Below are 23,925 nucleotides of genomic sequence, written 5' to 3'. Positions count from 1 at the left end.
TTTTTCTGCTAAAAGACTCTTTCTGCCTCTGCCAGCTGCGTCATAGACACTAGTGATACCATGCAACCAGTATTTCCTTCTTATGGTATAGACGCTTCTAGGGTTATAGCCAAAGTTCTCTGCTACGGTCGCTATAGGATGACCTTGACTCAGTTGATGCAGCATGAGTAGTCTTATTCGCGCTCTGGCATTGCCTTCTGTTTTAGACAATTGCAGAAAATCGTGGTCTGTGAGTTTATGATTTCTAGGGGTTTTTTTCGGCATGTGATTCTATTATGTTGTTGAGTTGGTTATATTGTATATTATTTTGTGGAATTGGTATTACCCTTAATTCAATAAAAAAACGCCCCAATCATGACGATGGGACGTAATTTTATCTTTTGGGAACATCAGTAAGATAGACCAACTACAGTCTTATTTGGTTTCGTTAAATAATTCACGACCAATTAACATACGGCGAATCTCACTGGTACCCGCGCCAATTTCGTACAGCTTAGCATCTCGCCAGAATCGGCCTAATGGGTATTCGTTGGTATAGCCATTACCGCCGAAGATTTGAATACCTTCTCCAGCCATCCAAGTCGCTTTTTCAGCACACCATAGGATAACACTGGCACAGTCTTTACGGACTTCACGGCTATGACCCGCACCGCGCTGATCTAACAGATCCAAGTTTTTACCCACAGTGTATAAGAAGCTTCGACCTGCTTGTAAAATGGTATACATATCGGCCACTTTACCTTGGATCAATTGGAACTCACCGATAGACTGACCAAATTGCTTACGGTCATGAATATAAGGAATAACGTTGTCCATCACTGCCTGCATGATGCCGACTGGGCCTGCCGCTAACACTGCACGCTCATAATCTAGGCCACTCATCAATACTTTGACCCCATTATTTAAGCCGCCCATGATATTTTCTTCAGGTACAAAAACATTATTAAAGGTCATCTCACCAGTGTGACTCCCCCGCATACCCAGCTTATCAAGCTTTTGTGCGGTACCAAATCCTTCCATACCCTTCTCTACCAAGAAGGCTGTGATGCCTTTCGCGCCTAGCTCTGGATTGGTTTTGGCATAGACCACCATCACATCAGCATCTGGACCATTGGTAATCCACATTTTGCTACCATTTAAGACGTAGCCACCGTTTTTTGCTTCAGCCCGAAGCTTCATACTGGTCACATCAGACCCTGCGCCTGGCTCACTCATGGCCAAAGCACCCACAAACTCACCACTGATAAGCTTGGGTAAGAACTTCTGTTTTTGCGCTTCACTGCCATTACGCTTAATTTGGTTAATGCATAAATTTGAATGTGCGCCATAGCTCAACGCCACTGAAGCTGAAGCACGACTAATCTCTTCCATCGCAATCATATGGGCCACATAACCCATGTCTACCCCACCATACTCTTCAGGCACGGTAATGCCATGCAAGCCTAAGTCACCCATTTTCTGCCATAAGTCCATTGGGAACTCATCGCTACTGTCAATCTCCGCTGCTCTTGGAATAATCTCTTTTTCGGCAAAAGCTCGAACCGTATCACGAAGCGCCTGAATGTCTTCCCCTAATTGAAAGTCTAACCCTGGTAAGCTCATAAATATCCCTTTTATGTTAATTATTGATTAATTGCTATGATATAAACTGCCTCTTTAGCCACAAATAAATAGCGGCCAATAGGTAACTCTTTTGGCTAAGGACTACTGCTGCTTAGCCAATAAGGCTTTCGCCGTTCTCGAACCGTTGGCTCGGCCCAAAAAATCACTGATTTGCTGACCAACATATATCAGCTTATTCAAATCTATCCCCGTTTCAATACCCATACCGTGTAACATGTAAACCACATCTTCTGTGGCGACGTTACCGGTAGCGCCTTTGGCATAAGGACAGCCGCCTAAGCCTGCAACAGAAGTATCATACTGAGCCACCCCTAAACTTAAAGAGGTTAAAATGTTGGCCAGTGCCTGACCATAGGTATCATGAAAATGACCAGAGATATCTTTCACATCAATGTACTGCATTGCCGCTTTTAAGGCGTTTTGTACTTTAATCGGTGTGCCAACCCCAATAGTATCAGCAATGCCAATATGCTCAGCACCAATTTCCACCAATCGCTTGGTCACATAAGCCACTTGACTAGGGGCAATCTCCCCCTCATAAGGACAACCCACAGTACAAGAAATCACTCCCCTTACTTTAATGCCGGCCGCTTTAGCAGCCTCAGCAACAGGGGCAAAGCGTTCAATACTTTCATCGATACTACAGTTGATGTTCTTTTGGCTAAAGGTTTCGCTGGCAGACCCAAAAATAACCACTTCATCAGGTTTTAAGACCAAGGCGTTTTCAAAACCACGCAAATTTGGGGTTAATACAGAATAGCAAACTTCAGGCCTGCGGGACTGATTAATCAGCTGCATCAGCTCGCTGTTGTCTCCCATCTGTGGCACCCACTTTGGCGACACAAAACTGGTGGCTTCAAGCTTATTAACCCCCGCATTAATTAAGCCTTCGATAAGTTCAAACTTAATCTTGGTCGGTACCGTTTGCTTTTCGTTCTGTAGCCCATCTCTTGGGCTAACCTCAATAATCTGAACCTTAGCTGGATAATTCATTGGCGTAACTCGTCTTTAATTGGGTTTATAATGACTTGAATTTAAAGTGACTTAGGTTTAAAGCGCCTTGGACTCAAAATGACTAAGCAGCATTTAAAAACTATGCAGGCTCAGTCTCTAGTCTTAACAGCTCATCGCCATCTGCTACCAAGTCACCTGGCACGAATAACAGCTCTGCTACTACGCCATCAGCAGGCGCATTAATAGTGTGTTCAATTTTCATTGCCTCAATCACTGCCAACGGTTGACCCCGTTTCACTACATCTCCTGCTGCGACCTTGAAAGCAACCACTTGACCTGGCATCGGCGACTTTAAGCTACCCGCTGCTTGAGTATCTCCTTCGACATGTGCCATCGGATCAATCAGGGTAATGCTGCCACTGCCTTCATCACTAAAAATATGTACCTTCTCATTTTCTACCCAGCTTTGTAACTTTTTACGTTGGCCATCTAGCCACAATACATAGCTGTCAGCATCCCCTGTGCTGTATTCAATACTGCCGTTATACAGCACTGAATCAGAAGTTTGGGCTTGCGATTGCTCGTCTTTAGTAACCATTTTCAAGGTTAAGTCAAAAACTTGACCACCTTTGCTGTCTGAACTTTGGGCACCACCCGCTTTAATATTACTAATGGTGGCCAGATAATTTTGCTCTTCCTCACCTTGACTTAATAACAGCTCAAACTGACGCTGATAGTCGCTAAAGCCTCGCCAGCCGCCAAGTTTACTAAAAGGATCGTTGCTTTGAGTCTGACTCTTAGCAAGTTTATCTTGTTGCTCTGAGTTGAGCTTATTTACCACAGCTGACGCCACCATTAGGGGTAGCGATAACGGCTGCTGATTAAACAGCACCTGTTTTTCACGTTCAATAAGTGCCGTGTCTAACTTAGCTTGGCTAAATGACTCAGTTGCTAAAACATGACGTAAAAAAGCCACATTATTGGGCAAACCAACAATTCTAGTTTGCGCCAATGCCTGGTCTAGCTTCGCTAGTGCTTGCTCACGTGTCGGCGCATGAACAATCAGCTTAGCAATCATAGAATCATAGAATGGGCTAATGACATCGCCTTCTTCTACCCCATCGTCAACACGGACAGCCCCCACGTCAAATTTAGTATGCTCCGGCTTGCGGTAAGTAAACAAGGTGCCGGTCGCAGGTAAGAATTCATTGTCAGGGTTTTCAGCACAAATACGGGCTTCAATGGCATGACCGTTAATAGTCAGGTCCTGCTGTTTCACTGGGATTTCACCGCCCGCTGCCACCAGCAATTGCCACTCTACCAAATCCATACCGGTAATGGCTTCTGTTACTGGATGCTCCACCTGCAGGCGGGTGTTCATCTCCATGAAATAAAAGCCCATCTCTACTTTGCCATCACTTGAGGGGCGCTGCTCTACGATGAACTCAACGGTGCCGGCACCCACATAGTTAACCGCACGCGCTGCATTAATAGCCGCGGTTCCCATGGCTTGGCGCATCGCCTCATCCACCCCAGGTGCTGGCGCTTCTTCCAATACTTTTTGGTGACGACGCTGCACGGAACAGTCTCGCTCAAATAAATGCACATAATTGCCATGGCTGTCACCAAATACTTGGATTTCAATATGGCGTGGATTTAAGGCATACTTTTCGATAAGCACCGCATCATTGCCAAAGCTAGTAATGGCTTCACGGCGGCAGGAATCTAACAAAGTAATAAAGTCTTCACTACGCTCTACCAAACGCATCCCTTTACCACCACCGCCTGAGCTGGCTTTGATCAGTAAAGGATAGCCAATTCTATCGGCTTCTTTGTGCAAAAACTCTGGGTCTTGATTATCCCCATGATACCCAGGGATAAGCGGTACGCCAGCCGTTTCCATTAATTGCTTAGATTCTGACTTAAGACCCATCGCGGTAATGGCTGAGGCGGAGGGGCCAATAAACACAATACCGGCGTCTTCACAAGCTTTGGCAAAAGAAGCATTTTCACTTAAAAACCCATAACCTGGATGAATCGCTTGTGCCCCTGTCTCTTGCGCAATTTTAATCAGCAAGTCGCCTTTAAGATAACTGTCTTTTGGGGCTGAGCCGCCTAAATAAACGGCTTCATCACAAGCACTCACGTGCTTGGCGTAACGGTCAGCATCTGAGTAGACCGCTACCGTACGCACGCCCATACGCTTTGCAGTGGCTGCCACTCGACAAGCGATCTCTCCACGGTTGGCGATTAAAATTTTAGAAAACATAGCTGTTCCTTTAGAAGTTGGCTCTTTTATAATTGGCCCTATATGTATTTATTCCTTTATTACGCTAAATCTGACACTCAATAAAGGGGTAGAGTTCTATAAAACTGAATACTAACTTAACCAATTGGGCTTACGCTTTTGTAGGAAGGATTGGACCCCCTCTTTACCTTCATCAGACGCACGAATATCTGCAATCCCTTCCACTGTCTGAGCGATAAGCGCCTCATCAATGGTTGCTTCGGCTACATATTGCACCAGCTGCTTACACTCTTTGACTGCATTTGGGCTATTGTTACGCAGCTTCTTGGCCACCGAAGCTACTTTGTCTTCAAGCTCCGCCGCGGCCACACATTCATGAACAAGCCCTATCCGCTGTGCCTCTAGGGCATCAAACACTTCCGCTGTTAAGAAATAACGGTGGGCCGCTCGAGCCCCCATGGCTCTGATAACGTAAGGGCTAATAGTAGCCGGAGCCAGACCTAAGCGCACTTCGCTAAGACAAAAGTTAGTTGAATCCACTGCTATGGCAATATCACAAGCAGATATCAGCCCGATACCACCGGCATAAACGTCTCCTTGAATGGCGGCGATGGTGGGCTTAGGACAACAATAAAGGGTACTTAGCATTTGGGCCAACTTATCGGCGTCCGCCAAGTTTTCCTCACGGCTATAGTCAGCCATGGCCCGCATCCAATTCAGATCAGCGCCAGCACAAAACGCTTTGCCTTCTGCCGCTAAAACAATAACTCGCACCTGCTCACTACTACCAAGCTGAGTAAAGGCTTGGTTTAGCTCAGCAATAACCTCATCGTTAAAAGCATTGCGTTTATCAGGACGAGCCAGAGTTACGCTAGCAACATAGTCATCTACACTGACCTTTAACGTAGTCAACTCAGCTAAAGTCTGTAAAGCATCTGGTAGGGCTTGACTGGCGGTCATAAGTCTCTCTTTTTGTTATCCATGAAAAGGGTTGGCTGCGTCTATCCTCTAAGCCAAAGCTTACATTCTAAATACGCCAAACTTAGTTTCTTCAATAGGGGCGTTATAGGCCGCACTTAAACCAAGCGCTAGCACTTTACGAGTATCTGCTGGATCGATCACCCCGTCATCCCAAAGACGTGCACTGGCATAGTAAGGGTGACCTTGTTTTTCATACATCTCTTTATAAGGGGCTTTGAAGGCTTCTTCTTCCTCCACACTCCAGGTCTCGCCCTTACGCTCAATATTGTCCCGTTTGACTGTGGCCAATACCGACGCAGCTTGCTCACCACCCATTACTGAAATACGCGCATTTGGCCACATCCATAAGAATCTTGGGCTATAGGCTCGGCCACACATGCCGTAGTTACCGGCACCGAATGAGCCGCCAACAATCACCGTAAACTTAGGCACCTTAGCATTGGCAACGGCCATCACCATCTTCGCCCCATGACGGGCAATACCTTCGTTCTCATATTTGCGACCGACCATAAAGCCGGTGATATTTTGCAAGAACACCAAAGGAATATTACGCTTACAGCACAGCTCAATAAAATGGGTGCCTTTTTGCGCCGACTCACTAAACAAGATACCGTTGTTGGCGATAATGCCTACTTTCATACCTTCAATATAAGCGAAGCCGCACACTAAAGTGGTTGCAAAACGGGCTTTAAATTCATCAAACTCACTGGCATCCACAATACGCGCAATAATTTCACGGATATCAAACGGTTTGCGAGTGTCTGTTGGAATCACCCCATACAGCTCTTTGGCATCGTATTTCGGCGCTCTGGGTTCAATTTGATTCGGGATCTGCTTCTGAGGACGGTTTAAGTTACCGACAATATCCCGTGCCAGCGATAAGGCATGCAGATCGTTCTGGGCCAGATAATCAACCACACCCGATAAACGAGTATGGACATCACCGCCGCCTAAGTCCTCTGCACTCACTACCTCACCAGTAGCCGCTTTCACCAGTGGTGGGCCCCCCAAGAAAATAGTGCCTTGCTCTTTGACAATAATAGATTCATCACTCATGGCAGGTACATACGCACCCCCTGCGGTACAGCTGCCCATAACTACGGCAATCTGCGGAATACCAGCAGCACTCATATTGGCTTGGTTAAAGAAAATACGACCAAAGTGCTCTTTATCAGGGAAGACTTCATCTTGGTTGGGCAGGTTAGCACCGCCTGAGTCAACCAAATACACACAAGGCAAGTTGTTCTCTTGGGCAATCTCTTGGGCTCGCAAGTGTTTTTTGACCGTCATGGGATAATAAGTACCGCCTTTTACGGTTGCATCATTACAAACAATCATACACTCAATGCCATTGATACGACCGATACCAGCAATCACCCCAGCAGCAGGAATATCCGCATCATACATATCGAACGCTGCCATTGGTGCCACTTCTAAGAAAGCGGTACCTGGATCCAATAAGCGCTCCACACGCTCTCGAGGCAATAGCTTTCCTCGTGCTAAATGCTTGGCTCGAGAATGCTCTGGACCTCCTTGTGCAATCTTCTTTAGATGAGCGTGTAAATCATCGACTATTGCCTGCATGGCGGCTGTATTGTCGGCAAATTCTTTTGAATTCGGACTCAGCTTACTGGTAATAATGGCACTCATGACATCCCTTATCTTTGATTTTACTCGCCACTGTTTGTGTTAACTTTTTTTCTTAAGCGTGGTTCGACAGTGGCGGTTATTTATAATTAATGGCTACTATAAATTAATGATTATCCGATTTTCAGGATTTATAGGCCCAACTCTTCAATCATCATCTCAGTAATCTTATACTTCTGGATTTTTCCGGTGATGGTCATTGGATATTCCTCGACGAAGCGGAAATACTGCGGAATTTTATAGTGGGCAATATTTTCTTTACAGAACTGCTTCACTTCCTCCTCCGTTAGCTCCACATCTTTCTTTTTAATAATCCAAGCTGCCAACACCTCACCATATTTCTTATCTGGCACCCCAACGATTTGCACATCGCTAATTTTCGGATGACGGTATAAATAGTTTTCAATCTCTACCGGATAAATATTTTCACCACCGCGGATGACCATATCTTTACTACGGCCCACCACTTTAATATAGCCGTCTTCATCCATAGTCGCTAAGTCGCCAGTATGCATCCAGCCATCTTGAATCGACTCGCGGGTTTTAAAGCGGCTCCCCCAATAGCCCTTCATCACTGAATAGCCTTTGGTCAATAGCTCACCGGTTTCTCCAATCGGCACCACCTCTCCGGTTTCAGTATCGACAATTTTTACTTCCAAGTTGGGTTGAACTAGGCCAACTGTAGATACTTGTTTTTCTAGAGGGGTATTTTTATTGGTTTGACAAGACACAGGACTGGTTTCGGTCATACCATAGGCAATGGTCACCTCTTTCATGTGCATCTCATCAATGACACGGCGCATCACCTCAATAGGGCAGCTTGAGCCGGCCATAATGCCAGTACGTAAGGTCGATAAGTCGTACTTATCAAAGTCTGGATGCTCAAGCTCAGCAATGAACATGGTCGGCACCCCATGTAATGCGGTGCACTTCTCGTCTTGGACTGCTTGCAATACACTCAGCGGCTCAAAGCCGTCATTGGGATAAATGATACAGCCGCCATGGGTCAAAATAGCCAAGTTGCCTAAGACCATGCCGAAGCAGTGATACAATGGCACAGGGATACATAAGCGATCCTCTTCGCTTAAGTCCATCGCCTCACCAATAAAATAGCCGTTATTTAAAATATTACGATGGGTAAGCGTTGCCCCTTTTGGGGTACCTGTGGTGCCACTGGTGAATTGGACATTGATGGGGTCAGTGTTTTTTAGTTGTGCTTGACGCTCAGCGACTCGAGGATCGTTGGCATCGCCCTCTTTCATCCACTCTGAGAACTTCTGCATAAAGCCGAATTCTTCATCGGTCTCTGGCTCATCAATCCAGATGATGCGCTCTACCGTGGGTATCTCTACCAAATCTAATTGATAGTAGGGCTTATGATAAATCTCAGGACACAGCTCACGGATGATATTGGCATAATCACTGCTCTTGAAGTGACGCATCAGCACCAAGGCTGTGCACCCCAATTTATTTAGGGCATATTGCAATTCAAAGCTGCGGTAAGCTGGGTTGATATTTACTAAGATAACGCCAACTTTAGCCGTCGCCAATTGCATTAATAGCCACTCAGCGTTGTTGTGCGACCAAATACCCACACGGTCACCAATCTCCAGACCCATCTCAATCATAGCACTGGCCAATTGATTGACTTGCTGCTGCAATTGACGGTAAGTCCAGCGAATATTTTGATGGCAAACCACTAAGGCTTCTCTATCAGGATAGCACTCAACCATCGCGTCAAAAAAATCACCGATAGTGGCCTCAATAAGCAGGGTTTCTGGTCCCCGATCTTGACTCATTTTTAAAGGGGCATTGGCAGATTTGGCGCCCATACTGACGCCTTTTAAGGCATTTAAATCTATAGAGGGAGTTTTTTTGGAAACAGAAACTGCGTTGGAGTTGTTGCTTGAAGCGTTGACAGAACCAATCATAACGAATCCTTTCGTTGTTGCTATAACGTTATTACCATTAACGTTGAGGTTAAAATCACATAGCTATTAACTATATAAAGCTATTAACTATATAACAAAGGTCTAGTACTCTACTTTGCTTATTTAGCATTAACAGTGATGAGGTACTAACCTGCCCAAAGTCCTTTTGGATAATTATGAAATCGATGACATTTTCTAGGTCACCGCAACTGTGCTCTGATATCCCATAAGCCTAATTCTTCTATGATAGACAGTAGGCAATAAAAATTTATTAAATGGGTTATTTATTTTTAAAACAATAGCTTAGTCTTACAACCACTGACTATCAGGACACAGCTGTTTACTGCCCTAATATAAAGGCTAATCCTAGCCACTGTCAACCTAAGCCGCCTGTCAAGTGTCACTTATTTACTAACTCATCAGGTCAATTCTAGCTTTATTTGGTTAAGTGACTCCTAAAAAACTTAGCTTTCCTATGCATTTTTATATTGATAAACTGAGCATCATCCCCCATATAATTTCTCTAACCCATTCAAGATTATTTTATTTACAACCGCACTATATAACTGATTGAGACACTAAATGACCGAACTTACTGATTTACGTCAACGCTTTTTTATCGCAGACTCGCCTGTCCGTGGTGATGTGGTCCGCTTACAACAAAGCTATGCCACCATAACTGCGCAAAAAGAGTACCCAGAATCAATCAAGCGCTTACTGGGCGAAATGTTGACAGCAGCCAGTTTACTGATTGGTACGCTTAAAATTGATGGGACTTTATCTATTCAGCTACAGTCTTCCGATGAAAGCAGTTTACTCAATTGGGCCATGGCAGAATGTAACCAGTCAGGTATCATTCGTGCTTTAGCCAGCTGGAAAGCGGAGACCGAAGAGCAGCAAAAAGCTTGGGCGGATAAAACCAGTGCCGATGAAGCTTTTGCTGAACTAGGTGAAGTGGGCAAAGGGGTGATGTTCATTAATATTCAGCCCGCCAAAGGCGAAGCTTATCAAGGTATTGTTGAAAGAAGTCATAATAATTTGGCCGAATGTTTGGCACACTATCAACTACAATCAGCACAGATCCCAACCTTGATTAATCTAGCTTGTGACGGTCTGCAAGCCGGCGGTATCCTAGTGCAGATGTTACCTCGTACTGCACAAGAGCAGTACCAAGTAGAACAAGATGAGACAGCAGGTATTGATGACTACTTATGGACCCGCTTAACCTTACTTACCCGTACGGTTAAATTTGAAGAGCTGACCACTCTGGATGCCAATGAGATTATCTATCGTTTATATAACGAGGAAAGTGTGGTGGCCCCAGAGCCTGTTGCTTTGGAATTTGGCTGTACCTGTTCTCGTGATAAGTGTGAAGCGGCGATTGCTCAACTGGGTGAGGCAGAAGCCTTAGAAATCGTTGAGGAACAAAATGGCAGCTTTGAGATGGACTGTGGATTCTGCGGCTCTATCTATAAATTCAATAAAGCCGATATTGAAGAGATTTTCGGTTAATCAAGCCTTTAATTGACATAAAAAAACCTCCTACAGCCGAAGCTTAGGAGGTTTTTTTATGGTCGTATTTTTAGACCACCACTTCAATATCATCTTCAGGAAATGATTCCTTACGTGACTTTAGCGCTGAGTCAATACTGCCATTATCCTTTAGCCATTCTATAACTTGATAGTGAATCCGGCGGTCATACAGCAGATTTAGGTGACTCACTCCATAGAAAATGGCTTTACGCCCTTCTGGCACATAGAGCGTATGCAACTCTCCAGCTTCTCCTAATGCAGACTCAATATTTACTAAGCCATCTCCTACTAGGTTAGTGGCTTTAGAGTCATAGACCCCTTCCACTATAGACCCGGCAATAAAATAAGTCCTGACATGGCGAGGCAGCTTGGTGGGATGGCGAAACTCTTCTGGTAATACATCCCGCTGTTTTAGATATTTCCAGTCCTCATCACGAATACTGCCATGACGCAAATCAATAATTCCAGCACTGCGGATATTACCCATCTTCGATAAAGAAGTCGCAAAAGGCACCTTACCCACAATGTCTAATAAATAATGACCGGTACGCTCAAGCAATGCCCCTTGATGCGGACTCCCTAAGGTTATCAAATTGCCGACTCGATCCAGCCAATCAAGTCCCTCTTGTTCAGCATAGAACAAAGCACTACGAGCTACTAGCCCGCCCATGCTATACCCAACTAAGTCAATTTGGGTGATGTCTGGATTATCTTCGAGCAACTGCTTCATGATGTGCGATAAACGGCGACCGTTTTGTGAAATTCGCTTACCAGTATTGTAATCTAAGTAGAGAACGGTCGTCTGTGGCTGAGCCAAAGCAATGTTTTCGCCCAAGCTATCTTCCTCACAAGGATGCCAGCTTAGGTAACTTAAACACAGGCCATGACACAGTAAGACTATTCTACCCGACAACTTATTGCCTAGAGGCTGACCATATCTATCATAAATAGTCATGGGCACAGCAAGTGGATTTTGCTGGGCAATTAAATGATCACCTATCATGCCATTAATAATATTAACGCCCTGCTTTATAGCCCCTGATAGTCTTCGATCATGATGCCGTCTCAATGCTTTACGCACCAATTTAGTATTGGTCTCAGTGACACCCGTACCCACTTGCTGTACTAAATGACGCATTCCATTATAAAACTTACGATTAAGCCCCTTTTGCCAGCGCGTCAAATAATCCTCATTAAAACGGCCCAAAGGTCTAAGCAGCAGCTCCGAGTGCAATGACTCTATAATTTCAGTGACTTCCAGTACGCCAGAGGTCGCAAGTTGAGTCAAGCCCTCAAACACATCCCCTATCGTAAGCGGAGTGCTCTTGCGAGGATTACCTAAGTCGGTAGCCGCCATTCTGATAATTTCTTCTTCATCAAGAATATCAAGGGTGTCCATTTTTTCATGGAGCTCATTTAAGAATACCGGACGAGAAGAAGTAACCAGCTCACACGCTTCATATAAGTTGTAACTTTCAACAGAGTTTGGCTTAGTCATATTTTAATAAAGTAAGTTATGATAGAGCTCTCATATTAGCCTGTCTTATAAATAAAGTAAAAACCTCAAGTGTTACACGCTTGAGGTTTTTGTAGACCTATTATTACAGGCTCAGCCCTAAACCTCCCTTTTCTTTACTCATAAAAAAACCACAATTAACCTTCAATAGCGGTTTTTTATGGACCCAATCAGAAAGAACGACCCAAGTTATTACTCCACTTCAGCCTGCCACTGATGTTCACCCAACTTTAAGCTCAATTTATCGCCTGCCTTTAATATTCCCACACCGCTTGGGGTACCGGTCATGATCACATCACCAGGCTGCAAACTAAACGCATAACTGATTTCACTTAACAGCTCATATATCGGAAACAGCATCAGCTCAGTATTGCCCTCTTGCGTCAATTTCTCATTAATATACAGCTCATAATTTACGCTACTAAAGTCAGAAAAAGTTTCAGGGTCGACCCACTGCGCCAGCACACACGACCCATCGAAGCATTTGGCACGCTCCCAAGGATGACCTTTGGCTTTGAGCTCACTTTGTAACTCACGCAAGGTTAAATCTAGTCCTAAGGTGACCGCATCGATTGCTTTTGGCGTCGCTTTGATAGAGTCGACCGAGGCCGCTTTTAGAGGTGCCCCGATACGTACGCAGAGCTCAGCTTCATAATGCACCTCATACGCAGTGTCTCTTGGCACATCTCTGATTTGACTGGGAATCAACGAGTCCATACCCATCACACTAGACGCCGGCTTAATAAATAATATAGGTCGTGTTGGAACTTCATTGCCTAATTCGGCCGCATGGGCAGCATAGTTACGCCCAACGCACACCACTTTTCCTAAGTGATTAATGTCACCGTGACTTTCGATAGAGGTTGTCATATTAACTCTCACAATTTAATTTACAGGGGCTTTATCAATCAACATTATTAATGACCACATTATCATCTAAGTTTAGATAAAAAAACAGCCAGCATATATGAATAGCTGGCTGTTTTTGTTGTTAACAAGGGTTTGACTAAGGGGCAGTACTCATTAAGGAATGGTATTGGTGGCTACATCAGGAGGCACATAGCTGACATGACGGTTCATCCGCTTTTCTATCAAACGGAAGGTTAGCAAGATTACCCAAGACAATACTAGGTAAATAATCCCAGCCGCAAAGTACAACTCAAAGATAGTATAGGTACGAGCACTGATGGTCTTGGCAATACCGGTAATGTCCATCAAGGCGATGGTCATGGCCAGCGAACTGCCCTTTAGCATAAAGATAACTTCATTACTATAAGCAGGGATCATGATGCCAAAGGCACGAGGCAGAGTAATACGGGTTAACTTTTGCCAGCGTGACATACCAATGGCATCGGCTGCTTCCAGCTCACCTGGTGGGATAGACTGGATAGCCCCCCGAATAATTTCTGCTATATAAGCACTGGTGTTTAGAGTGAAAGCGATAATCGCACACCAAAACGGCTGTTTTAGTACAGGCTCCCACAAGAAAGACTCTTTGATGAATTCAAACTGTGATAGACCGTAATAGATGAGGAATATCTGTACCAGTAACGGGGTTCCCCGGAAAAAGAAGATATATAAAAACGGTAATACTTGCACTAGCTTATTGGAAGATAAGCGTAGTAAAGCTAGGCCCAAACCAAAAATAAAACCGAGGATCCCAGAGATAACCACTAGCTTAACGGTTAGTGCGACACCGCTTAATAAGTCAGGTAGGTAGGTAAAAATTACTTGCCAATTCCAGTCCATGTCTGCCCCCTACCCTTTAGCTGCATTAATTGATTGCGAAACGTGCTGTTTCGCAAGTTTTTTTGCATAGCGCTGAGCAGGATTTGCCCGCCACTCAAGCCACATCATAAAGGCAGTCACCACGATGGTAAGTCCCAAGTAAATAAAAGCAGCAGCCATATAGAAAGTAAAGGCTTGCTGGGTTGCTTGAGCCCCGCGTGCAGCATGATACATGATGTCTTTTAACCCCACCACTGAAACCAATGCCGTGTCTTTTAATAGCACCAAGAATAAGTTTCCCAAGCCCGGTAAGGCCAAGCGCCAAACTTGCGGCACAATAATACGGAAGTAAACCTGCATGGGCTTCATACCCAGCGCTTCAGCCGCTTCCCATTGACCTTTGGGTATCTCTTGAATGGCCATCCTAAATACTTCGGTCGCATAGGCACCAAAGGCAATAGACAGGGCCAGTACCCCTGCCAAAAACGGACTGACTTCGATATATTCGTTGTAACCGAACTTCTGCAGCACCGCCATAATGAGCATGGAGCCGCCGTAATACAAGAACAATACCAATAGCAGCTCGGGTATACCACGCATAGTCGCAGTATAAACTGTCGCCAGTTTGCGAAATATCCAAATCTTAGAAAGTTTGGCAGTAGCCCCTAATAGCCCCAAGACCAAACCTATTGCAAGACTTGATAAGGCAAGTTTGATGGTAATCAACGAGCCACTAAGTAAGAGATGTCCAAAACCTTGCAAATCAAACACGTGAGAAGCAACCTAAATAATGAGAGTAGAATAAACGACTATATATGATACGGGGTAGTAAAACTGAATACTTACTAACAGCCCTTAAAGCTGGGGCCGTCATCAAGTGTATTGAACAACACTGAGATTAAATCGTATTTTATGATTATATGCAAACGGCGAATTCTAACATATTATATGCCCATTAGTTAAGTAGATGATGACCTCTAAGTATGGCTATTGACCTGTAAGCATGACTTTGTCGACAGCCTGTGCCATTAAAAATCGCTACTACCTAACCTTAAAGCCATTGCAAAGCTTTCTTTCCATAAAAAAGCCTCACTGTGTGGTGAGGCTAATTGTTGATATCGTGCTATCTCTACTAAGGCATTGGGAAATGCTTGTCTTTAATACGGTCATAAGTGCCATTGGCTTTTATCGCTGCCAACGCCGTATTGATCTCTTGCTTCAACGCATCTTGCTTACGTACTGCAATAGCAAAGTTATCATCAATCTCAATTTCTGAGCCTTTGATTTCAAACGTTGAGCCGTTCTTAGATAACCACTCTAAAGCCGGTAATTTATCAGAAATCATGGCATCGACACGATTGGACTCTAAATCCAAAAAGGCATTATTCAATGTGTCGTACATTTTAATGCTGGTTTTTGGATAGTTGCTTTCTAACCACTGCGAGGAAATGGTCGAACGCTGAGCAGCAATCTCACTACTATTAATAGTCTCGGCACTGCTAGGATCAAAACCACTGTCTTTAGTGGCAATAAATACCAAAGAGTTGGTGAAATAAGGCTCAGTAAAATCTACTTGCTCGGCACGCTCAGGAGTCACTGACATCGCAGCGATAATGGCATCATATTTCTTGGCTTTAAGACCTGGAATAATGCCTTCCCAGTCTTGAGCGGTGATCTCACATTTTCGCTGCATCTGTTCACAAAGCGCATTGGTGATATCCACATCAAAGCCCGCTAAGTTGCCTTCAGCATCAGTATAGTTAAAAGGAGCATAGGCCCCCTCAGTGGCGACGCGTAGTACTTTTTGCTGTGCATCAGCCCCTTCAGCGGCAGTCTCACTGGTGCTATCGGCATTATTACAGCCCGTTACTAAGGCAGAAACAGACAACGCGGCAATAAGAGTGATAGCCCCTTTTTTGATAAGACTATGGGATATGTTGCTAGGTGCTACTCGGCTTTTAAGCATGCTTATGTCCTTATAAATTCAAAAAAATCTGGCCTGAAATCTTATCGCCTTAGCTGCCTTATCAAAACCAAGTAGCCCCTTAAAGACTTACGACCTCAGCCAGTAACCTGAACACCTGCCCTTAAGCCGTGGTGTTCATTTGTTATCTTACTATTTAGACAAAACCCTACTTAATAACAGTCTACTGAGCAGCCGCAGCTTGAGCAGCAGCAGTATTGCTGGTACCAAAGTAAGGCGCTGAGATTTCATCATACTTGCCACTATCTTTTAGGGCTTGTAGTGCCGTATTGAATTTAGCCGCCAATTCATCACCTTTACGCACCGCAATACCCATGGTGTCGTCCGTATTAAACTCTTCGCCTTTTTGCTCAAAGGCTTGGCCTTCTTCGCTGGTTAACCAGTAAGCGGCTGTCACTTTATCTGAGAACAGAGCACGAATACGACCTGAAGTTAAATCTAGATAAGCATTTTCTTGGGTGTCATATAAGTTAAGTTTGGCTTTTGGATGGGTCTCTTCGATATACTGAGCCGCAATGGTAGCGCGCTGAGCTCCCACAGACACATCACTAAAGTCATCGGCCACACTAACCTCATCACCCTTTTTCGCCACTAAGATAAGGCCGTTACTTAAGTACGGCTCAGTGAAGTCTACTTTTTGTAGACGCTCAGGCGTGATTGACATACCCGCAATAATGGCATCAAACTTCTTAGCTTGTAGACCTGGAATTAAGCCATCCCACTCTTGAGAGGTGACATCACACTTAGCCTTCATTTCATCACAAAGCGCGTTGATTAAATCAATCTCAAAGCCAATTAACTTACCATCAGCATCGGTATAGCTTAAGGGCTTGTAGCTTGATTCAGTGGCGATTCTAATGGTTTGCTCTGTGCTGTCTGCATTGCTAGCAGCTGTCGAGTCGCTGGCGGCAGGAGCTTCACTACTGTTGTTACAAGCAGCCAGCATTAAGCCAGATAAAGCCACAGATAATACAGCCCATTTACTTTTTGATTTTATTGCAGTTGTCATGATGTGATCCTAGTTTTGTCTAATAGTTGATAACAAAAATTTCGTTGATAAGGCTACGATAGCTTGGGCTTATTTACCAAAGTTTGCAGCTTCAATTTCCGCCAGCTTGCCGTTAGCACGAATCGCTTCAATGCCCTTATCGAACTCAGCTTTTAAAGGATCATTTTTACGGAACGCAATCCCTAAATTGTCATCATTATCAATCTCTTCACCAATTACTGCATACTCAGGGTTCTCAGGCAACCAGTCTGCTGCCGATACTTTTTCAGCCAAAACAGCATCTACACGACCTGATTTTAGATCCAGATAAGCATTCTCATAAGTGTCATATAAGTTAACTTTGTTGCCCTCTTTATTATCAAAATTGGCCAACAGATACTCGCCCAAAGTGGTGGAACGTTGGCTACCTAAGTCTTTATTGGTAATGTCATCAGGACTGAAGGTACCATCTTTTTTGGCCAACCAAACCATAGTGTTTGAGAAGTAAGGCGCACTGAAGTCGACAGTTGCTGCACGCTCTGGCGTGATAGACATACCGGCGATGATGGCATCGTATTTATTGGCCAATAGCCCTGGGATAATACCGTCCCAGTCTTGAGAGGTAATCTCACACTTGGCTTTAATTTCATCACAAACAGCATTGATAACGTCAACATCGAAGCCACCTAAGCTACCGTCATTATTGGTGTAGTTAAATGGAGGGTAGGCCCCTTCAGTAGCGATACGAACCGTTTTGCCTTCTACAGAAGTAGCACCCTCTGTCTCTGCCTTGGTATCAGACTGTGAACAACCTGCTAACCCTACCATACCAGCCATGACTAGTACTGGGAAAACCTTGCGCGATAACTGCATATCAAATAATGACATTTCTTCTTTCTCCAAAGCCAAAAAGTGGCCTATACAAAACTAAGTGGGCTAAAATTTTATGGATATTGCCAAACGAATTAGTGGCCTTTTAAGTCCAATTAAAGCCTTGAACTAGATATAGTGATAATGAGGGATATACGATAAGGTTTGTGTAATCTACATACACAAAAATAATACATGAGGGTTTGAGTAAAAACAAATCATTTTATTGTCACATTGTTACGCAGTCTCACAAAAAAGAGTGAGTACCCATAGACACTCACTCTTATTAACCCACCATTTATTAATCAACTTGTTAATAAACAATCAAGCAAGTGATTGATAACTAACTAAGCTTATTGGCATCGGCATGGTGCGAAGCCATAAACTCACGCACTCGAGGTGAGGTTGGGTTATCAAAGATTTGCTCTGGGGTACCCGCTTCTTCAATACGACCCTGATGGAGAAACACTACTTGCGATGATACATCGCGAGCAAAGCGCATTTCATGGGTAACGATAAGCATGGTGCGGCCTTCTGCAGCTAAGTCACGCATAACCGCTAGCACTTCATTTACAAGCTCTGGGTCTAGGGCTGAAGTCGGCTCATCAAACAATAATACTTGTGGATTCATGGCCAAAGCACGAGCAATAGCCACACGTTGACGCTGACCCCCTGATAAATTATCAGGATAAGCATCTTTTTTATCGAGCAGGCCCACTTTTTTTAACAGCTGCTCAGCTTCTCTTATGGCTTGATCCTTACCTATTTTTAAGACCTGAGTCGGTCCTTCAATGATGTTTTGTAAAATAGTCTTATGTGGCCATAAGTTAAAGTTCTGGAAAACAAAGCCGACACGAGCACGGAATCTTTCTAGCTGACCCCGATTGGCGGCTTCTAACTCACCTGATTTACCAGGGACCAAGTCCAAAGACTCACCGCCTAGGGTAATGGTGCCCTGATTGGGCTTCTCTAGAAGATTAATACAGCGCAATAAAGTGGACTTCCCTGAGCCGGATGATCCCAAGATAGAAATCACATCGCCGTCGTAGGCTGTGAGTGAGACCCCTTTTAATACCTCAAGCGAGCCGTAGCTTTTATGAATATTTTGCAAATCAAGGGCAATAGGTCGATCTGAAGTAGAATGTGGCATAACAGTGGCTAGTGTCCGAAATAGTTGTAAGCAATAAAATAAAGGGTATAACAAAAAATAGGTAGACTACCCTAAGCGATAATTTTTAATAGCGTATTGTCTCTTAAAACCCAGTTGATAAGCAAATTTTTTACCTATTAACCTTATGACTTAGCGTATTTTTAAGTTACTAGTCAGGATAACTTTTACCAATCTACTAATCTTTTAGCTTTTACTAAATAAGCTAGTCAATTAATTGCTTAGAAGGCGATTAATTATTGTTAAAATAAAAACCCTCTCTACCGCATTTCATTTTAAAAATGCAATAAAGAGGGCTGATATTTAATTAAAAACTTGTTAATTAAAAGACTCGGCTTATTTAGAAGCCTATAGCCCATTAACCTACAATCAATTAATTAGTAGAAATATGCTCTTCTGTTTCCGTACCATCGATGATTTGGTCTTGATCTAGCATATCAGTGTCAACTTCACCTTCAGCTCCAGAAGCATTAGGATCAGGTTGGGTCGAATCGCCTTCAGGTTTTGTCATGCTCTCATCCTGCATGGCGTTTTCTCCCATACCATGATCTTCCATATTATTCATCTCATGCCCTTCCTCTACGGTACCCATATTGCTATCGGTTGCCATAGCATCAGTATTATCTTGGGTCTCAATTGAACTTGATTCTACCGGTTCTTCAGCTTCAGGAGCATTGGCTGCATTGTCACAAGCAGTAACCCCCATACTTAATAGACCCACTGCGAAAACTGGCGCTAAAATTGATTTTTTTAGATTTTTCATATCATTACCTGTAGTTAATTTTTCAGAGTAAGTTTTCAATAAATCTTGCTTATAAAAGCGAAGCTCGGTTGAAAGCTTGTTATTGCCTATCCTACTCCTCTATTTTTTTATTTCAGCCAATTTTCGTAGTGGTTTATAAGCATTTATGTAGAATAAGTAATCTAAGTAGTAAATACTGGTAATTAATTATGTGTTTAGTTAGCTAAATTTTAGATAAATAGTTGTTTTATTAGCATTTATGGTAATTGCAAATATTGGCTATAGGCCTTCCAAAGGCTAATGAATATTTTCAATTCAAATTAAGTTACTTAGTTTTAAACTTCTTAATCTCAAAATTGTTGGCTAAAAATATAAGCTAGTGCTTAAAATATTACGCCCTCTCCTATTGTTATAAAGCTGATATCTGGCTTTACTATTGTCTATATCTGCTTTATGTTATAGGCAAATGAATCTTATTTTTAAAATCCACATCCTAGGAGAGTAATAAATGTCACAAGACATAACGGACGTCAAAAGCTATATGCAACAAGTGGGACAACAAGCAAGACAAGCTTCAAGATTGCTAGCTGCTGCCAATACTGGGGATAAGAACAACGCGCTTTTAACTATTTATGAGCAATTAAAAAAAGCAAAATCTGATATTTTGGCCGCCAATAAAGTTGATATGGATAAGGGTCATGAAAACAATTTAGAGGCTGCCCTACTAGACCGCTTAGAGCTAACAGATGACCGTTTTGAAGGTATGCTAAAAGGCTTAAAAGATGTGGCTGCTTTGCCCGACCCAATTGGCGAAGTGACCGACATGACTTATCGCCCCTCGGGGATTCAACTGGGTAAAATGCGGGTGCCCTTGGGTGTGGTGGGGATGATCTATGAATCTCGTCCAAACGTCACCTTAGAAGCCGCTTCATTAGCGTTGAAATCAGGAAATGCCATTATATTGCGTGGTGGCTCCGAAGCTTTTGAATCAAACCAAGCCATTGCTAAGTGTATTTTGGCCGGCCTAAAACAAGCCGGACTCCCCGAGCATGGGGTACAAGTGCTACAAACTACCGACCGTGCTGCTGTTGGTGAGCTAATCACCATGACTGAATTTGTCGATGTGATTGTGCCTCGGGGTGGTAAAGGCTTGATTGAGCGTATCAGTAATGATGCTCGCGTGCCGGTAATTAAGCATTTAGATGGCAACTGTCACACCTTTATCGATCGTGATGCAGACCCTGAAATTGCTGTTAAAGTCAGCGTCAATGCCAAAACCCATCGTTATGGTACTTGTAATACGATGGAAACCTTATTGGTAGATGAGGCCATTGCTGACACCTTATTGCCTAAGATTGCTGAAGCCATTATCGAAGCGGATGATGCTATGCAACTACGCTTAGATGCTGAATCAAAAGCCATCTTGCAAAACAATGCCAAGCTGCAAGGTCATCTTAATGATGCCAATGAGGAAGATTGGGACACCGAGTATTTGGCGCCCATCTTAGCCATCAAAATTGTTGAGGGAATTGATGAGGCCATCTCTCACATCAATACCCACGGTAGCCATCACACTGATGTGATTATTACTGACAATTACAGCAAGTCACAGCGCTTTATTCGTGAAGTGGACTCATCAAGCGTTATGATTAACGCCTCTAGCCGCTTTGCAGATGGATTTGAATATGGTCTGGGTGCCGAAATTGGTATTTCAACGGATAAAATTCATGCCCGAGGTCCAGTCGGTCTAAATGGTCTGACCTCACAAAAATGGATTGTTTATGGTCATGGCGAAGTGCGAGGTTAAAGGCTTTCGTTAACGTCTAGCCCTCGAGGGCTCTTGTAATAAATAAAAACGTCAACTTTAGGGTTGGCGTTTTTTTATTCATATATTCTTAATTGTTAATTCAGTATTTAAAACCAGCTACTTCTTCGCTAAGACCAAGGTTAAATTAGCTCACTTTAAAGTTTGGCTATTTGGGTAGATATAGGGTGCTTTGGAATGCTAAATTTAGTAAGATAAGCCCTTCAATTTGGACATAGATAAGGCCACCTCAAATCAGCGCCTTTTTTACTCTTGTCCCACCCTATAACGAAAACTGAGCTATATAAGCTATTAGCCAAGCCAGTTGCATAATTTTTCAGAATGCTACCCGTTTGGCACTCTCAAAAAATTCAGTTTTATAGTTATTACTAACATTATGATGCCTACTGTAATAATGCTCAGTTGCTATGCACTACAGGCATTCTATTTTCAAAATTAAGCCAAACATAATTCATAAGCATCACCAATCGGCCTGAAATATAGCCGAAGTTTGACTAATTATAAACGGCTTAACCATAACCTTACGAAAAACTAGAGTTCAGTTAAGTACGCCTTAATTTGGGATGTAGTAACCCAACTTTTCATTCCAAATTAAGTTGACTTTACACTTATTAAAGGAGTACTCATGGAAGTTACTTTAAATGGCTATTACACCCTGATTTTAGCCACACTCGTCCTGCTCCTGGGGCGTTTTTTGGTAAAGAAAGTAAAGTTTTTAGAAGACTTCAATATCCCTGAACCGGTGGCAGGTGGCTTGGTAGCTGCCGTCATCGTTTATGCCCTAAATATTATCTGGGGCTATAGCTTCATCTTCCAACAAGAGCTACAGACTGCTTGTATGTTGATGTTCTTTGCCTCTATCGGATTAAGTGCAGATTTCGGACGCTTAAAAGCTGGGGGCACCCCGCTTCTGATATTCACTGCTGTGGTGTCATTATTTATTGTGGTGCAAGATATCGTTGGCGTCTCTATGGCCACGCTGCTAGGCCTTGATCCTTTATTAGGCTTAGTCACGGGTTCAATCGCTTTAACTGGTGGTCATGGTACTGCCGGCGCTTGGGGTCTCACTTTAGAAGAGCAATATGGCGTAGTCGGTGCCACCACATTAGGCATTGCCGTGGCTACTTATGGCTTGGTTGCTGGTGGTGTTATCGGGGGTCCTGTTGCACGCCGATTGATTAATAAACTGGGCGTTGAACCAGAGCCGGTTAACCCAAACCCCAGTGAAACAGAAAAGTTGGCTAGTAAACAGTCGCTTTATAGTACCAAGCACAACGAAGAAGACGCCTATAGAAACAAAGAGATTTTCGAAAAACCAGATAATATCCGTCTAATCACTGCCTCATCAACCATTGAGTCGTTAGCCTTATTTGCAGCTGCATTGGCCTTCGCTGACTTTATGACTGTGATTGGCAAGGACACTTGGTTTGATTTGCCAACATTCGTTTGGGCGCTTGCTGGCGGGGTAATTATCCGTAACGTGTTAACCACAGTCTTTGATTTCCATATGTTTGACCGTGCCATCGATGTGATTGGTAACGCTTCATTAAGTCTGTTCTTAGCCATGGCCTTATTGTCATTAAAACTATGGCAGTTAACCGATCTTGCTGGTCCGGTACTAATTATCTTAATGGTACAGACCTTGGTGATGGTACTCTACGTCTATTTCGTGACCTTTAGAATCATGGGTAAAGACTACGATTCGGCGGTGTTATCAGCGGGTCATTGTGGCTTTGGTATGGGAGCGACACCCACGGCTATTGCCAATATGCAGGCCGTAACTGACCGCTACTTAGCCTCTCCAAAGGCATTCTTAATCGTGCCTATGGTGGGTGCCTTCTTCGTGGATATCGTCAACGCCACGGTACTTCAGATATTTGTTAACCTGCCGTTTATGTAGCCTATATTGGACTTAAATAAACGCAAAAAGGGCTGGATTATTAAATAATCCAGCCCTTTTTTATCACCAGTCGCCGTAAAACCACCCACTTCAGGGGGTGGATATAAGGCGACACACACTGTCGTAAGAAGTCGTTAAAGGGTTGTAAGCTAAAATTAATCTTGCCATACTAAGCATATGAAAACACTCAAGCTACGCATTAAAGACAAGCACATAAAAGAGCTGAATCGTCTAAGCGGTTCAGTGAACTTCGTGTGGAACTATGTTAATGCGCTGTGCTTTGAGCA

General features: G+C 43.6%; 19 protein-coding genes. 3 read left to right on the top strand and 16 right to left on the bottom strand.

Annotated features, from left to right (window positions below; all coding sequences use genetic code 11):
- From A1019T_RS02900 to A1019T_RS02870, 7 genes are all read right to left on the bottom strand, one after another.
- Nucleotides 1-264 (bottom strand): helix-turn-helix domain-containing protein (locus A1019T_RS02900; protein WP_143514051.1); only part of this gene is annotated, 264 nt, incomplete at its 3' end.
- 150 nt (nucleotides 265-414) lie between these two features.
- Nucleotides 415-1,602: an isovaleryl-CoA dehydrogenase gene (locus A1019T_RS02895; protein ID WP_077450342.1), complete on the bottom strand. Its 1,188-nt coding sequence runs from the start codon at nucleotides 1,600-1,602 to the stop codon at nucleotides 415-417.
- A 102-nt stretch (nucleotides 1,603-1,704) separates the two neighbouring features.
- Entirely contained in the window at nucleotides 1,705-2,616 is a 912-nt protein-coding gene (locus tag A1019T_RS02890) for a hydroxymethylglutaryl-CoA lyase (RefSeq protein WP_077450341.1), read from the bottom strand.
- A 100-nt stretch (nucleotides 2,617-2,716) separates the two neighbouring features.
- Nucleotides 2,717-4,846, bottom strand: a complete 2,130-nt coding sequence (locus tag A1019T_RS02885) for an acetyl/propionyl/methylcrotonyl-CoA carboxylase subunit alpha (protein WP_077450340.1) — start codon at nucleotides 4,844-4,846, stop codon at nucleotides 2,717-2,719.
- Between the two features lie 111 nt (nucleotides 4,847-4,957).
- The gene (locus A1019T_RS02880) at nucleotides 4,958-5,785 is read right to left on the bottom strand and encodes an enoyl-CoA hydratase/isomerase family protein (RefSeq protein ID WP_077450339.1); all 828 of its coding nucleotides are present in this window, start codon (nucleotides 5,783-5,785) and stop codon (nucleotides 4,958-4,960) included.
- Between the two features lie 60 nt (nucleotides 5,786-5,845).
- Nucleotides 5,846-7,456 (bottom strand): carboxyl transferase domain-containing protein, encoded by a 1,611-nt coding sequence (locus A1019T_RS02875; RefSeq protein ID WP_077450338.1) that lies wholly within the window; start codon nucleotides 7,454-7,456, stop codon nucleotides 5,846-5,848.
- A 128-nt stretch (nucleotides 7,457-7,584) separates the two neighbouring features.
- Nucleotides 7,585-9,384, bottom strand: a complete 1,800-nt coding sequence (locus A1019T_RS02870; RefSeq protein WP_244156512.1) for an AMP-binding protein — start codon at nucleotides 9,382-9,384, stop codon at nucleotides 7,585-7,587.
- A 582-nt stretch (nucleotides 9,385-9,966) separates the two neighbouring features.
- On the opposite strand from A1019T_RS02870, the gene hslO reads away from it, so the two are divergent.
- On the top strand, nucleotides 9,967-10,896 hold the full coding sequence (hslO, locus tag A1019T_RS02865) for an Hsp33 family molecular chaperone HslO (RefSeq protein ID WP_077450337.1): 930 nt from the start codon (nucleotides 9,967-9,969) through the stop codon (nucleotides 10,894-10,896).
- Between the two features lie 70 nt (nucleotides 10,897-10,966).
- Here hslO and A1019T_RS02860 read toward each other — a convergent pair whose 3' ends face one another.
- From A1019T_RS02860 to A1019T_RS02820, 9 genes are all read right to left on the bottom strand, one after another.
- The gene (locus A1019T_RS02860) at nucleotides 10,967-12,415 is read right to left on the bottom strand and encodes a PGAP1-like alpha/beta domain-containing protein (RefSeq protein ID WP_077450336.1); all 1,449 of its coding nucleotides are present in this window, start codon (nucleotides 12,413-12,415) and stop codon (nucleotides 10,967-10,969) included.
- 210 nt (nucleotides 12,416-12,625) lie between these two features.
- Nucleotides 12,626-13,303: a fumarylacetoacetate hydrolase family protein gene (locus A1019T_RS02855; protein WP_077450335.1), complete on the bottom strand. Its 678-nt coding sequence runs from the start codon at nucleotides 13,301-13,303 to the stop codon at nucleotides 12,626-12,628.
- A gap of 153 nt (nucleotides 13,304-13,456) precedes the next feature.
- Nucleotides 13,457-14,182, bottom strand: a complete 726-nt coding sequence (locus A1019T_RS02850) for an ABC transporter permease (RefSeq protein WP_077450334.1) — start codon at nucleotides 14,180-14,182, stop codon at nucleotides 13,457-13,459.
- Nucleotides 14,183-14,191: 9 nt separating this feature from the next.
- Complete coding sequence (locus tag A1019T_RS02845) at nucleotides 14,192-14,932, bottom strand: ABC transporter permease (RefSeq protein WP_077450333.1); 741 nt, start codon at nucleotides 14,930-14,932, stop codon at nucleotides 14,192-14,194.
- A 361-nt stretch (nucleotides 14,933-15,293) separates the two neighbouring features.
- Nucleotides 15,294-16,127 (bottom strand): ABC transporter substrate-binding protein, encoded by an 834-nt coding sequence (locus A1019T_RS02840; RefSeq protein ID WP_077450332.1) that lies wholly within the window; start codon nucleotides 16,125-16,127, stop codon nucleotides 15,294-15,296.
- A 181-nt stretch (nucleotides 16,128-16,308) separates the two neighbouring features.
- Nucleotides 16,309-17,154, bottom strand: coding sequence for an ABC transporter substrate-binding protein (locus tag A1019T_RS02835; RefSeq protein ID WP_077450331.1), 846 nt, complete (start codon nucleotides 17,152-17,154; stop codon nucleotides 16,309-16,311).
- A gap of 69 nt (nucleotides 17,155-17,223) precedes the next feature.
- Nucleotides 17,224-18,021 carry a transporter substrate-binding domain-containing protein gene (locus A1019T_RS02830; protein ID WP_095532553.1) on the bottom strand — a complete coding sequence of 266 codons (798 nt, stop codon included), beginning with the start codon at nucleotides 18,019-18,021 and terminating at the stop codon, nucleotides 17,224-17,226.
- 325 nt (nucleotides 18,022-18,346) lie between these two features.
- The gene (locus A1019T_RS02825; protein WP_077450330.1) at nucleotides 18,347-19,153 is read right to left on the bottom strand and encodes an ABC transporter ATP-binding protein; all 807 of its coding nucleotides are present in this window, start codon (nucleotides 19,151-19,153) and stop codon (nucleotides 18,347-18,349) included.
- Nucleotides 19,154-19,544: 391 nt separating this feature from the next.
- Nucleotides 19,545-19,934: a hypothetical protein gene (locus A1019T_RS02820; protein ID WP_143514070.1), complete on the bottom strand. Its 390-nt coding sequence runs from the start codon at nucleotides 19,932-19,934 to the stop codon at nucleotides 19,545-19,547.
- A gap of 487 nt (nucleotides 19,935-20,421) precedes the next feature.
- Here A1019T_RS02820 and A1019T_RS02815 point away from each other — a divergent pair, with 487 nt between their 5' ends.
- Nucleotides 20,422-21,720, top strand: coding sequence for a glutamate-5-semialdehyde dehydrogenase (locus A1019T_RS02815; RefSeq protein WP_077450328.1), 1,299 nt, complete (start codon nucleotides 20,422-20,424; stop codon nucleotides 21,718-21,720).
- A 643-nt stretch (nucleotides 21,721-22,363) separates the two neighbouring features.
- A complete protein-coding gene (gltS, locus tag A1019T_RS02810) occupies nucleotides 22,364-23,638 on the top strand; it encodes a sodium/glutamate symporter (protein WP_077450327.1) in 1,275 nt (424 codons plus the stop codon).
- The last annotated feature ends 287 nt before the right edge of the window (nucleotides 23,639-23,925 follow it).

The organism is Psychrobacter piechaudii (assembly GCF_900162825.1).
Taxonomy (GTDB): Bacteria; Pseudomonadota; Gammaproteobacteria; order Pseudomonadales; family Moraxellaceae; genus Psychrobacter; species Psychrobacter piechaudii.
The sequence above is the reverse complement of the archived record's forward strand: the minus strand, read 5'-3'. Positions and strand labels throughout refer to the sequence as shown.

What these genes read in the sequence shown, in the direction of transcription:
- A1019T_RS02895 (WP_077450342.1), bottom strand. Translation starts at nt 1,602, where the DNA reads ATGAGCTTACCAGGGTTAGACTTTCAATTAGGGGAAGACATTCAGGCG.
- A1019T_RS02890 (WP_077450341.1), bottom strand. Translation starts at nt 2,616, where the DNA reads ATGAATTATCCAGCTAAGGTTCAGATTATTGAGGTTAGCCCAAGAGAT.
- A1019T_RS02885 (WP_077450340.1), bottom strand. Translation starts at nt 4,846, where the DNA reads ATGTTTTCTAAAATTTTAATCGCCAACCGTGGAGAGATCGCTTGTCGA.
- A1019T_RS02880 (WP_077450339.1), bottom strand. Translation starts at nt 5,785, where the DNA reads ATGACCGCCAGTCAAGCCCTACCAGATGCTTTACAGACTTTAGCTGAG.
- A1019T_RS02875 (WP_077450338.1), bottom strand. Translation starts at nt 7,456, where the DNA reads ATGAGTGCCATTATTACCAGTAAGCTGAGTCCGAATTCAAAAGAATTT.
- A1019T_RS02870 (WP_244156512.1), bottom strand. Translation starts at nt 9,384, where the DNA reads ATGATTGGTTCTGTCAACGCTTCAAGCAACAACTCCAACGCAGTTTCT.
- hslO (WP_077450337.1), top strand. Translation starts at nt 9,967, where the DNA reads ATGACCGAACTTACTGATTTACGTCAACGCTTTTTTATCGCAGACTCG.
- A1019T_RS02860 (WP_077450336.1), bottom strand. Translation starts at nt 12,415, where the DNA reads ATGACTAAGCCAAACTCTGTTGAAAGTTACAACTTATATGAAGCGTGT.
- A1019T_RS02855 (WP_077450335.1), bottom strand. Translation starts at nt 13,303, where the DNA reads ATGACAACCTCTATCGAAAGTCACGGTGACATTAATCACTTAGGAAAA.
- A1019T_RS02850 (WP_077450334.1), bottom strand. Translation starts at nt 14,182, where the DNA reads ATGGACTGGAATTGGCAAGTAATTTTTACCTACCTACCTGACTTATTA.
- A1019T_RS02840 (WP_077450332.1), bottom strand. Translation starts at nt 16,127, where the DNA reads ATGCTTAAAAGCCGAGTAGCACCTAGCAACATATCCCATAGTCTTATC.
- A1019T_RS02835 (WP_077450331.1), bottom strand. Translation starts at nt 17,154, where the DNA reads ATGACAACTGCAATAAAATCAAAAAGTAAATGGGCTGTATTATCTGTG.
- A1019T_RS02830 (WP_095532553.1), bottom strand. Translation starts at nt 18,021, where the DNA reads ATGTCATTATTTGATATGCAGTTATCGCGCAAGGTTTTCCCAGTACTA.
- A1019T_RS02825 (WP_077450330.1), bottom strand. Translation starts at nt 19,153, where the DNA reads ATGCCACATTCTACTTCAGATCGACCTATTGCCCTTGATTTGCAAAAT.
- A1019T_RS02820 (WP_143514070.1), bottom strand. Translation starts at nt 19,934, where the DNA reads ATGAAAAATCTAAAAAAATCAATTTTAGCGCCAGTTTTCGCAGTGGGT.
- A1019T_RS02815 (WP_077450328.1), top strand. Translation starts at nt 20,422, where the DNA reads ATGTCACAAGACATAACGGACGTCAAAAGCTATATGCAACAAGTGGGA.
- gltS (WP_077450327.1), top strand. Translation starts at nt 22,364, where the DNA reads ATGGAAGTTACTTTAAATGGCTATTACACCCTGATTTTAGCCACACTC.